Consider the following 10,863-nt stretch of genomic DNA (forward strand, 5'->3'; position numbering starts at 1 on the left):
TGGGCACTTGACCATGACAGTGTGCGCGTATGCCCTACGACGTCCGCGCCGTCCGTGATCACTTCCCCGCGCTGAAGGCCGGGTACGCCCACTTCGACGGTCCCGGCGGGTCGCAGGTACCCGATGTCGTCGCCGACGCGATGGCTCGCACGCTGCTCTCCCCGCTCGCCAACCGGGGCCGGGTCACGGCGGCCGAGCGCACTGCCGATGACATCGTCACCGGCGCGCGGCAGGCCATGGCCGACCTTCTCGGCGCCGACCCGCGTGGGGTCGTGTTCGGCCGCAGCATGACCCAGCTGACCTACGACATGGCCCGCACCCTCGCCGCCACGTGGCGCCCCGGCGACGAGGTCGTGGTGACGAGGCTCGACCACGACGCGAACATCCGGCCGTGGGTGCAGGCCGCGGAGGCGGTGGGCGCCGTCGTGCGGTGGGCCGACTTCGACCCGGAGTCGGGTGAGCTCACCGAGGACCACCTCGCCGCCGTCCTCTCGCCGCGCACGCGCCTGGTGGCCGTCACCGCGGCGTCCAACCTGATCGGCACCTGCCCGCCCGTGCGGGCGCTCACCGATCTCGCGCACGAGGCGGGCGCCCTCGCCTACGTCGACGGTGTGCACTTCACCGCACACGCCGCCGTTCACGTCGAGGCGTTGGGGGCGGACTTCTACGCCTGCTCCCCGTACAAGTTCCTCGGTCCGCACTGCGGCGTGCTGGCCGCGGCCCCCGAGCTGCTCGAGACCCTGCACCCGCAGAAGCTCCTGCCGTCCACCGACGTCGTGCCCGAGCGGTTCGAGCTCGGCACCCTGCCCTACGAACTGCTCGCCGGCACCACCGCGGCAGTGGACTTCCTCGCGTCGCTCGGCACGGCAGGTCCGGCGGTCGGCAGGCGGGAGCGGTTGGTGGCGGCCATGGGGGCGATGGGCCGGCACGAGGACCGGCTGCGCGGGCGTATCGAGGAGGGCCTGGCGGCGCTTCCCGGGATCACCGTGTACTCGCGGGCGGCCCACCGCACCCCGACGTTGCTGGTGGGGTTCGCCGACCGCGATCCGGCCGCGGCGTACGAGTTCCTCGCGGGGCGCGGGGTGAACGCGCCTGCGAGTTCGTTCTACGCGCTGGAGGCGTCGCGGCGGCTCGGCCTCGGCGACACCGGTGCGTTGCGGGTGGGGCTCGCCCCGTACATCGAGGACGACGACGTCGCCCGGCTCCTCGACGGGCTTCGCGCGTTCCTCGACTGAGAGCGGATCACGCCGGCAGGTCGGGCGCGGCCCGCCTGCCGGCTGCGCGGGTGTGCTCGAAGATCAGGCTGGTCTCGGTGCCTGCCACGGCCGGATCGCGGTTGAGGTGGTCGGCGACGAACCGGCGGAGCTCGTCGGTGCTCGCCGTGGCGACGTGCACGAGGAAGTCGTTCGCCCCGGCGACGAAGTAGACGTCGAGCACCTCGTGGCGGCCGCTGAGCTCGGTGACCAGCTCGGCCATCGAGGCGCGCGCGTGCGGCTGCAGCCGGATCGCGATCATCGCCTGGAGGTCGTGGCCGAGCGCCCGCGGATCGATGTCGGCGTAGTAGCCGCGGATCACCCCGCTCTCCCGCAGCGCCCGCACCCGCGCCAGGCAGGTGGACTGCGCCACGCCCACCCGCTCGGCCAGATCTTTGTTGGAGACCCGGGCATCGCTGCCGAGCACCCGCAGGATCGCCAGATCGGTGTCGTCGAGCGGCCGAACATCCTGCGACGGGACGGGCTGCGCGGACGGCGATCCCGCAGAAGGCGATGACATACGGCAAGAATACCGAATCTTCTGCAGCTGTGTTGCGCATAATCAGTGGCATCTTCACTATGTGAGTATGAGAATCGGTGTGCCCCGCGAGGTCAAGAACAACGAGTACCGCGTCGCGCTGACCCCCGCCGGGGCGCACGAGCTCACCCGCTCCGGGCACCACGTGCTCGTCGAGCGGAACGCCGGGATCGGCAGCTCGATCAGCGACGCCGACTTCGAGGCGGCAGGCGCCCGCATCGTCGCCACCGCCGACGACGTGTGGGACGCCGCAGACCTGCTGCTCAAGGTGAAGGAGCCGATCGAGCAGGAATACCACCGGCTGCGCCGTGGCCAGGTCCTCTTCACCTACCTGCACCTCGCTGCGTCGCTGTCGTGCACCGAGGCGCTGCTGCGGTCCGGCACCACGGCGATCGCCTACGAGACCGTCCGGCTGCCCGACGGCACGCTGCCGCTGCTCGCCCCGATGAGCGAGGTGGCCGGTCGGCTCGCGCCGCAGGCCGGCGCCAACGCCCTCATGCGTGCCGCCGGCGGGCGCGGCGTGCTGCTCGGCGGCGTCCCGGGTGTGCCTCCGGCCAGTGTGGTGGTGATCGGCGCGGGTGTCTCCGGCCAGAACGCGGTGGCGATGGCCGTCGGGCTCGGCGCCGACGTCACGGTGCTGGACCTGGACATCACCAAGCTCCGCAAGCTCGACGACCGGTACGCCGGCCGCGTGCGGACCGTCGTGTCCAACACCCACGAGCTGGAGAAGGCCTGCCTCGGTGCCGACCTCGTGATCGGCGCCGTGCTGGTGCCGGGTGGCCGCGCCCCGCGGCTGGTGAGCAACGATCTCGTGCGCCGGATGAAGCCGGGCTCGGTGCTCGTCGACATCGCCATCGACCAGGGCGGCTGCTTCGAGGACTCCCGGCCCACCACGCACGACGACCCGACCTATCGGGTGCACGACTCGGTGTTCTACTGCGTGGCCAACATGCCGGGCGCCGTGCCGCACACCTCGACCCACGCGCTGACCAACGCCACCCTGCCGTACGTTCTGCGGCTGGCGAACCTCGGCTGGTCCGACGCACTCGCGGCCGACCCTGCGCTCGCCGCCGGTCTGTCGACCCACAACGGTGTCCTGACCAGCCTCCAGGTGGCCCACGACCTCGGGCTGCCCTACGCCGAGCCGCAGGACCTCGTCGCGGCCTGAGGGCGTCGCCTGCCGCCGGGCGATTATTGTTCCGTCGTGTCCGGCGACTGGTGGGTCCTCGTGCTGGCGGCGCTGCCGGTGCTGGCACTGCTGGTGGCCGTGGCCGTCCGGAGCAGCCCTGCGGCCGCTGATCCGGATTCGCTGTCGGCGGAACCGGAGGACCGGCCGCTGCCAGCGGTCGTGGCCAACCCCATCCGCATCGAGCCCGGCACCCGCAGGCGGATCGAGTCGGTGTGCGCCAGCCTGGGCTGGGCGCCGCCGCTCTGGCTGGAGACCACTGTCGAGGATCCCGGCACCGGCCAGGCCCGGATCGCCATCGAACGCGGCGCCGACGTCGTGCTCGCGTGCGGCGGCGACGGCACCGTCCGGGCGGTGGCGCAGGCGCTCGCCGGCAGCGGGGTGGCGATGGGCCTCGTCCCGGCCGGCACCGGCAACCTCCTGGCGCGCACCCTCGGCAACCCGGACAACGTGACCTCGGCCGTCCGCGTCGCTCTCACCGGCGACGACCGGAAGATCGACGTCGGTCGGGTGCGGGTCGACGACGGGGACGAGGAGCACGTCTTCCTCGTGATGGCCGGCACCGGCTTCGACGCCGCGATCATGGAGAGCACGCCGGAGGCGCTGAAGGTGCGGGTGGGCCCGCTCGCCTACGTGATCTCCGGCCTGCGGGCGATGCGGGGGCGGCGCACCCGGGTGAGCCTGACCCTGGACGGCGACCAGCCGGTGCGCCGGCGCACCCGCACCGTGCTGGTGGGCAACAGCGGCACCCTGCTCGGCGGGCTCGTGCTGATGCCGAGGGCCACGGTCGACGACGGCGTGCTCGACGTCGTGAACATCGCCCCGAAGACCCTCGCCGGTTGGGTCGCCGTCGCCGGGCGGGTGATCAGCAGGCGGGGCGACGGCAACCCCCGGGTGGAGCACTGGCAGGCGCGGTCGATCGTGATCGAGGCGGAGGCCCCGCAGCCCTCGCAGCTCGACGGCGACCCGATCGGCGACGCGACCCGGTTGGAGATCCGCGTGGAGCCCGCCGCGCTCGTGATGCGCGTGGCCGACGTCCCTCCCCCGGACGCACCGGATCCGGGTTAGCGTCCAGCCGTGCGCACCGTGTACGTGATCGGTATCGGCGCAGGCGACCCCCAGCACCTCACACTGCAGGCGGTCGCCGCGATGAACCGCGTCGACGTGTTCTTCACGATCGACAAGGGAGAGGACAAGAACGATCTGGCGCGGCTGCGCACCGAACTCCTGGAGCGGCACGTGACGCGGCCGCACCGGGTGGTCGAGGCGGGCGACCCGGAGCGGGACCGGGCGGCCGGTCCGGGCCGCTACGAGCAGGCCGTCGTCGACTGGCAGGAGCGCCGCGAGTCGATCTACGAGCGGATGATCGCCGACGAGCTCGACACCGACGGCTGCGGCGCCTTCCTGGTGTGGGGCGATCCCGCCGTCTACGACGGGACGCTGCGCATCCTGGAGCGCATCGCCGGGCGCGGGGCCGTCACGTTCCGGGTGGAGTCGATCCCGGGGATCAGCAGCGTACAGGCCCTCGCGGCGCAACACAGGGTGGCTCTCAACCGCACCGGTCGTCCGTTCGCGGTCACCACCGGCCGCCGGCTGGCCGGCGAGGGACTGCCTGCCGGGATCGACGACGTCGTCGTGATGCTGGACGCCCGCAACGCCTTCGCGAGCCTCACCGACACCGACATCGACATCTACTGGGGTGCCTACGTCGGCACCCCCGACGAGGTGCTCGTGCACGGCGACCTGCAGCAGGTCAAGGACGAGATCGTGCGGATCCGCGCCGAGTGGCGCGAGCGCAAGGGCTGGATCATGGACACCTATCTGCTGCGGCGGCGGGACGGGTGAAGGTTCTCGTGCTCGGCGGCACCGGCCAGGCACGCAGGCTGGTCGCGGCGCTGCACGGCCGCCCCGAGTTCACGGTCACGTCCTCGCTGGCCGGGCGCGTGGCGGTGCCCGCACTCCCGCAGGGGGACGTCCGCATCGGTGGGTTCGGGGGCGCCCACGGGCTGGTGGCGTGGCTGCGCCGGCACGGCACCGAGGTGGTCGTCGACGCCACACATCCCTTCGCCGTCCGCATGACGGAGAACGCCGTGGCGGCCGGCGCCGCCGCCGGAGTGCCGCTGCTCCTGCTGCGGCGCGCGGGCTGGACCGCGGGCCCGGGGGACCGCTGGCACCGCGTTCCCGACGCCGCGAGCGCCGCTGCCGTGCTGCCCGCGTTGGGGGAGCGGGTCTTCCTGACCACCGGTCGCGGCGATCTCGCTGCCTTCGCCGGCCTCGACCGGCTCTGGTTCCTCCTGCGCAGCGTCGACCCGCCGCCACCACCGCTGCCGGCCCGGTGTGAGGTCATCCAGGCCCGCGGTCCCTTCACCGCCGACGCCGAGCGCGAGCTCCTGCGCGAGCACCACATCGACGTGCTGGTCACGCGCGACAGCGGGGGCGAGATGACCGCGGCCAAGCTGGTCGCCGCCCGTGAGCTGGGCGTTCCCGTCGTGATGCTCGCTCGCCCGCCCGCACCCGCCGCGCCGGCGGTGAGCACCGTCGATGAGGCGGTCCGTTGGCTGGAGAACCGCCTGTCCGCACTGCCGTGAGGATCGGCTAGGGCTCGGTCGCCTCGGGCTCGTCCTTGGCGAACTCCGCCCGCACGCCGAGCAGCCGCACCGGCCGCCGGGACGTGAACTTCTCGAGCACCTGAAGCGCAGCGGCGGCGAGGACGCCGGGATCGTGCGTGGGCTCGTCGAGGGTGGCGCTGCGCGTGTAGGTGGAGAACGGCGCGAACCGCACCTTGACCGCCACCCGTGCGGCCGGGCGATCGCCGGCGATGTCGGCCGCCACCCGCCGGGCGAGGGCGGCGACCTCCGTGCGCACGTCGTCCCAGGCCGTGAGGTTCTCCTGGAAGGTCGTCTCCTTGCTCCGCGAGCGGGGCACCCATGGCGTGCCCTCCACCGTGGCGCGGCCGATCCCGCGCCCCAGCTGCACGTACCACGGTCCGAGGGCCGGGCCCAGATCGGCGGCGAGGGCGGCAGGGTCGGCCGCGGCGAGCTCGGCGACGGTGTGGATGCCGCGGTCGGCGAGCTTGCCTGCGGTCTTCGCGCCGATGCCCCAGAGCGCCCGGGTCGGCCGGTGCGCCATGACCTCGTCCCAGTTCGCCGCGGTCAGCCGGAACACCCCGTCGCCCGTGCCGGGCTTGGCGAACTCCGTGGCGAGCTTGGCGCGCAGCATGTTGTCCCCGATCCCGACCGAGCACGACAGCCGGGTGCGCGCGAGCACGGCGGCCCGGATGGCCCGCGCGAGCGCCTCGGGATCGTCGGTGTCGGCGCCGACGAACGCCTCGTCCCAGCCCATCACCTCGACGACCACGCCGTCGAACCCGCGCAGGGTCGCCATCACCTCCGCGGAGACCTCCTCGTAGTGGGGGTTGTCCGCGGGCAGGAACACCGCGTCCGGGCAGCGCTTCGCCGCTGTACGCATCGGCAACCCGGACCGGACGCCGTGTGCGCGCGCCTCGTACGACGCCGTGGCGACCACAGCGCGCTGTGTCGGATCGCCCTTGCCCCCGACCACCACGGGGAGCCCGGCGAGCTCGGGGCGACGCAGGATCTCGACCGCGGCGATGAACTGGTCGAGATCGACGTGCAGCACCCACGAGGCCACGCGGTCAGTGTGCCGGGCTCATCGAGAATGAGAAGGGCGTTCCTCGGCATTCGCCCGACAGCGTCTCGTCAGGGAATGGGGCCGCGCAGTGCGATGCCCTAAGGTCATCCGCACTCGTCCTGTTCCCGGGACGGCACTCTCGGGAGGGCTGTGGTGAGGAATCCCCGCGTACTCGCCCTGGTCGGCGTGCTCGTCGGCGTCGCGCTGGTTGCGCCGGTCGTGATGGTGGTGCCGAGGGCCATGGCGCCCACGAGCACGGCGAGCGTCGGGTACGCGGAGTACACGGTCCTGCTCACCGCTACCGGTGACGCCGGCGTGCGCGCCGCGGCCGACGCGGCGGTGCAGGCGGCCGGGGGGCAGGTGCTGCGGGAGAACGCCGCGGTCGGTGCGCTGGTCGTGCAGGCGCCGGCCACCGGATTCGCGGAGGCCGTCACCGCCGACGACGCCGTGTTCGGGGCGGTCCGCGCGCGGGTCGTCGGTGCAGCGCCGCCAGCGCACACCGCGCAGGCCGCTTCCCCGCCGGCGGCCGCCTCGGCGGTCACGCCGGCTGCCCCCCAGGGGCCCGCGGGGCTCGACCCACTGGATTCACAGCAGTGGGGGCTGGCGATGATCAAGGCCGATGCCGCCCGCGCGGTGCAGGCCGGAGACCGGCGGGTGCAGGTCGGAATTCTCGACAGCGGCATCGACGCCACCCATCCCGACCTCGCGGCGAACGTCGACACGCGGCTGTCGCGCAACTTCGTCACCGACATCCCGCGCGACGAGGCCGGCGCCGAGATGGACGGTCCGTGCGAGTTCGCCGACTGCATCGATCCCGCCGATCACGACGACGCAGGCCACGGCACGCACGTGGCCGGAATCGTGGCCGCCGCTGCCGACCGGTCGGGCATCTCGGGTGTGGCACCGGGCATCACGCTCGTGAGCATCCGGGGCGGCCAGGACTCGGGGCTGATGTTCCTGCAGCCGGTGATCGACGCGTTGACCTACGGCGCCGACATCGGGCTCGACGTGATCAACATGTCGTTCTTCGTCGATCCCTGGCTCTACAACTGCCTCGACAACCCGGCCGACCCGCCCGAAGCCCGGATCGCGCAGCGCACCACCGTGGAGGCGGTGAGCCGGGCGCTGGAGTACGCCCACGCCAAGGGCGTCACGCTGGTGGGCTCGCTCGGCAACGGGCACGTGGACCTCGGCAGCCCGGGATCCGACCCGACCAGCCCCAACAGCCCGGCCGGTAGCGCCTACGCGAGGAAGATCGACAACGGCACGTGCCTGCTCCTGCCGGCCGAGGGTCCGCACGTCATCGGGGTGTCGGCGGTCGGGCCGTCGGGCACCAAGGCCGACTACTCGAACTACGGCCTCGAGCAGGTCTCCGTGGCCGCGCCCGGTGGCTGGTTCCAGGACGGGTTCGGGACGCCGAGCTTCGGGCGTCCGGAGAACCTCGTGCTCTCCACCTACCCGCGCAGCCTTCTCGGGGCGAGCGGGGCGGTCGACGCGAAGGGCGCGGTCACGGCACGTGGCACCGCCAACGGTGTGCAGAGTTTCTGCGGGCCGCGTGGCTGCGGCTACTACGTTCCCCTGCAGGGCACATCGATGGCCGCGCCGTACGTGGCGGGCGTCGCGGCACTGGTGGTGAGCGAGTTCGGCACGCCCGACCCGCAGCACCCCGGGAACCTGACGATGCCCCCCGACGAGGTGGAGCGTGTGCTCGTGGACACGGCCGCGTCCAGGTCGTGCCCGGCGCCGATGGTGTCCTACACCCGGGAAGGGCGGACGCCGGACTTCGACGCCCCGTGTGCCGGCGATGCGGAGTTCAACGGGCACTACGGCGCGGGCATCGTCGACGCGCTGGCCGCGGTGAGCGCTGGCGCGCCCTGATCCGGCTGGTCAGCGGGAAACCCGGGGATGATTCCGGGGTTCCCCCGGAGTCCTCCCGCGCCGCGGTCCTCGATGATCGCGGCCATGGCGCGCACCTCCCGTCGCTGGCGGCAGATGACGGTCTGGCTGCACGTCCTGACCTCGGCGGGCTGGATGACGTTGGCGCTGGTGCTCTTCGCGCTGCTCTACCTGGCCGTGACGGCCCGGGATCCGGCGGCGGCGGCCGGGGCGACGGCGATGGCGCAGTACCTCGACGTCGCCCTGCTCGCCCCGCTCGGGAACGCATCGGCGGCAACGGGGATCATGCTGGGGCTCGGCACGCAGTGGGGCTTGACCCACCACCGCTGGGTCCTCGCCAAGTTCGCGATAACGCTCGTACAGCTCTATGCCGGCGTCTTCCTGCTCTCGCCGGCGCTCGACGCGACAGGCGACGCCCTGGGTGCGGGTCCACCGCCGGGTCTGCTCCTGGGCACCGCGGCGATGGCCTCGGCCATCGCGTTCCAGGCGTGGCTGTCGGTGGTGAAGCCGGGTGGGAAGACCCGCTGGTCCCGCGATCGCCGCACCGGTCGTCCGGTACGTCTCCCGACGGCGGCGCCCTGGGTCTTCGCAGGCGCCGTGCTGGCGCCAGCTGCCGACATCGCCGTGGGCACAGCGCTCGGGTTCCCCAGCCCGTTCCTGTCGCTGATCGTGGTCGGCGTGGCGGTCGGGGTGCGGCGCCGGACGCTGCGGGAGGCACGGGCGCTCGCCGTCACCCCGGACGTGGGCTGAGCCCGGTCAGCGCGTGGGCGTCGGCGCGATGAGCCGCACCACCGACGAGGCCATCCGCAGCGAACCGACCCCGGTGGGATGGAACGGGAAGGGGTCGGCCATGCCCTGCAGGTCGGGCCCCAGCCCGTCGACCCCGTCCTCGCACAGCAGCCCGAGCTCGGGGCGGGCCACCGCGAAGCCGTACTTCTCCGCCCCGGTCTCCAGCACCGCGTTGAGCTGCTCGTTGCGGTCGGTGAGCAGGCTGATCTTGCCGGCGTCGAGCCCTGGGTAGCCCTCTGCGCGCGTGTCGGGGCAGTCGGCGTCGGGAGGGAACGCCCCGTAGGAGGTCATCACGATGATCTGGGGGCGGCCGGGCAGGTCGTTGAGGTCGATGAGCAGGTCGCCGTAGACGCGGTCGAACGCTGCCATCCGATAGTCGAACTCGCCCTGGGTGAGCTGGTCGGAGCAGTCCGCCACGCCGTAGCAGTAGCGCAGGAAGTCGGTCCAGCCGACGTCGTTGGGGCCGATCGCCACCACGACGAACCGCAGGTCCCGCACCTGCTTGAGCACACCGATCTGGGCAGGCACCAGCCGGTCGCCACGCTGCTGCGGACCGCGCAGCCCGGTGGTGACGGTGGCGCTCGGACAGGCGAGGTTGAGCACGTTCGCCGAGGTGAGATGGCCGATCTCGGTGGCGAGTGAATCGGTGCTGCGCTCACAGGCGGCGTCGTCGGCCGTGCCGCCGGGCAGCGGCGGCCCGCCGACCCGGACGGCCCGCGAGTCGCCGATCACCGCGCCCTCGAACCCGCTGACCGGCGGCCCGACCGGATCCGGGCTCAGGTGGTACGCGCCGACGAGCTGAGCGAGCGAGGACACCCCGCGCAGCCCCTGCACGGCGCCGCCGTAGGCGAGCACCCCCGACACACCCCACGCCACGACGGAGGCGATGACCGCGATCGCGGTCATCCGTCGTGCAGCTCGCAGGCAGTACGCGACGATCTCGGGAAGCGGGGCGTGGCCCCCCGTCTCACGGCTCTGGCGGCGGAGCACGACGAGGGTGCGTACACCGGCCGCGCCGGCCGCGGCGGTGAGCGTGAAGGCGACCAGCCCGAGGCCACCGAGCACGTACCAGGTGACGAAGCCCTTGGTGACGGTCGAGATCGCGGCCTCGCCCGCCTTGGGCGCCGCGCCGGGGTCGAACACCGCGGCTGCGGCCGCGTTGCGCTGCACCGGGCCCATGGTCAGCTGCGGGCGCAGGGGTCCGTAGACACGCAACCGGTCGACGTCGAGCGCGGTGTTCCCCACCTGCACGAGCCGGGCGGGACCGGCGACCGACAGCTGCGGGGGACGGGCCCCGACCTCGATGTGCTGGCCGAACACCTCGAGATCCTGGGCCGGGGTGAGCGCGACCGCGGTGGGGATGCCGACACCGAGGCAGAACAGCACGAGCAGCAGCGTCGGCCACGAACGCAGCTCCTGGAGCACGGTTCGCCGGCTATCCCCCCTGTTCAGTGCTCCGCCCCCGTTCATCCGTGATCGGCGATCGCCAACCAGGATGAGCGATCGCGACCACCGACGGTACCTGCGAGCGGTCGATCCCCGGGGTCCGA

10 protein-coding genes are annotated in these 10,863 nt (G+C 73.0%); 7 read left to right on the forward strand and 3 right to left on the reverse strand.

Going from position 1 to position 10,863, the window contains the following annotated elements; genetic code table 11:
* The first annotated feature begins 29 nt into the window (after positions 1–29).
* Entirely contained in the window at positions 30–1,235 is a 1,206-nt protein-coding gene (locus ACQPZQ_RS22835; protein WP_433283818.1) for a cysteine desulfurase-like protein, read from the forward strand.
* Between the two features lie 7 nt (positions 1,236–1,242).
* Here the strand turns inward: ACQPZQ_RS22835 and ACQPZQ_RS22840 are convergent, their stop codons facing one another.
* Complete coding sequence (locus ACQPZQ_RS22840; protein ID WP_433283820.1) at positions 1,243–1,773, reverse strand: Lrp/AsnC family transcriptional regulator; 531 nt, start codon at positions 1,771–1,773, stop codon at positions 1,243–1,245.
* A gap of 67 nt (positions 1,774–1,840) precedes the next feature.
* On the opposite strand from ACQPZQ_RS22840, the gene ald reads away from it, so the two are divergent.
* From ald to ACQPZQ_RS22860, 4 genes are read left to right on the forward strand one after another with little or no spacing between them, the layout of a single operon-like run.
* On the forward strand, positions 1,841–2,959 hold the full coding sequence (ald, locus tag ACQPZQ_RS22845) for an alanine dehydrogenase (RefSeq protein WP_433283822.1): 1,119 nt from the start codon (positions 1,841–1,843) through the stop codon (positions 2,957–2,959).
* Between the two features lie 36 nt (positions 2,960–2,995).
* Positions 2,996–4,045, forward strand: coding sequence for a diacylglycerol/lipid kinase family protein (locus ACQPZQ_RS22850; protein WP_433283824.1), 1,050 nt, complete (start codon positions 2,996–2,998; stop codon positions 4,043–4,045).
* A 9-nt stretch (positions 4,046–4,054) separates the two neighbouring features.
* Complete coding sequence (gene cobF, locus ACQPZQ_RS22855; protein ID WP_433283826.1) at positions 4,055–4,822, forward strand: precorrin-6A synthase (deacetylating); 768 nt, start codon at positions 4,055–4,057, stop codon at positions 4,820–4,822.
* Complete coding sequence (locus ACQPZQ_RS22860; protein WP_433283828.1) at positions 4,819–5,565, forward strand: cobalt-precorrin-6A reductase; 747 nt, start codon at positions 4,819–4,821, stop codon at positions 5,563–5,565. Before cobF ends, ACQPZQ_RS22860 begins: the two co-directional genes overlap by 4 nt.
* 7 nt (positions 5,566–5,572) lie before the next feature.
* On the opposite strand, the gene ACQPZQ_RS22865 is transcribed toward ACQPZQ_RS22860, so the two are convergent.
* On the reverse strand, positions 5,573–6,628 hold the full coding sequence (locus ACQPZQ_RS22865) for a DNA polymerase IV (RefSeq protein ID WP_433283829.1): 1,056 nt from the start codon (positions 6,626–6,628) through the stop codon (positions 5,573–5,575).
* Positions 6,629–6,781: 153 nt separating this feature from the next.
* Between ACQPZQ_RS22865 and ACQPZQ_RS22870 the strand changes: the two genes are divergently transcribed.
* Positions 6,782–8,506, forward strand: coding sequence for a S8 family serine peptidase (locus tag ACQPZQ_RS22870; protein ID WP_433283831.1), 1,725 nt, complete (start codon positions 6,782–6,784; stop codon positions 8,504–8,506).
* 84 nt (positions 8,507–8,590) lie between these two features.
* Entirely contained in the window at positions 8,591–9,274 is a 684-nt protein-coding gene (locus ACQPZQ_RS22875) for a hypothetical protein (protein ID WP_433283833.1), read from the forward strand.
* A gap of 6 nt (positions 9,275–9,280) precedes the next feature.
* Here ACQPZQ_RS22875 and ACQPZQ_RS22880 read toward each other — a convergent pair whose 3' ends face one another.
* Complete coding sequence (locus ACQPZQ_RS22880; protein WP_433283834.1) at positions 9,281–10,738, reverse strand: GDSL-type esterase/lipase family protein; 1,458 nt, start codon at positions 10,736–10,738, stop codon at positions 9,281–9,283.
* Between the last annotated feature and the right edge of the window lie 125 nt (positions 10,739–10,863).

This window comes from Pseudonocardia sp. CA-142604, assembly GCF_050948475.1.
Classification (GTDB): Bacteria; Actinomycetota; Actinomycetes; order Mycobacteriales; family Pseudonocardiaceae; genus Pseudonocardia; species Pseudonocardia alaniniphila.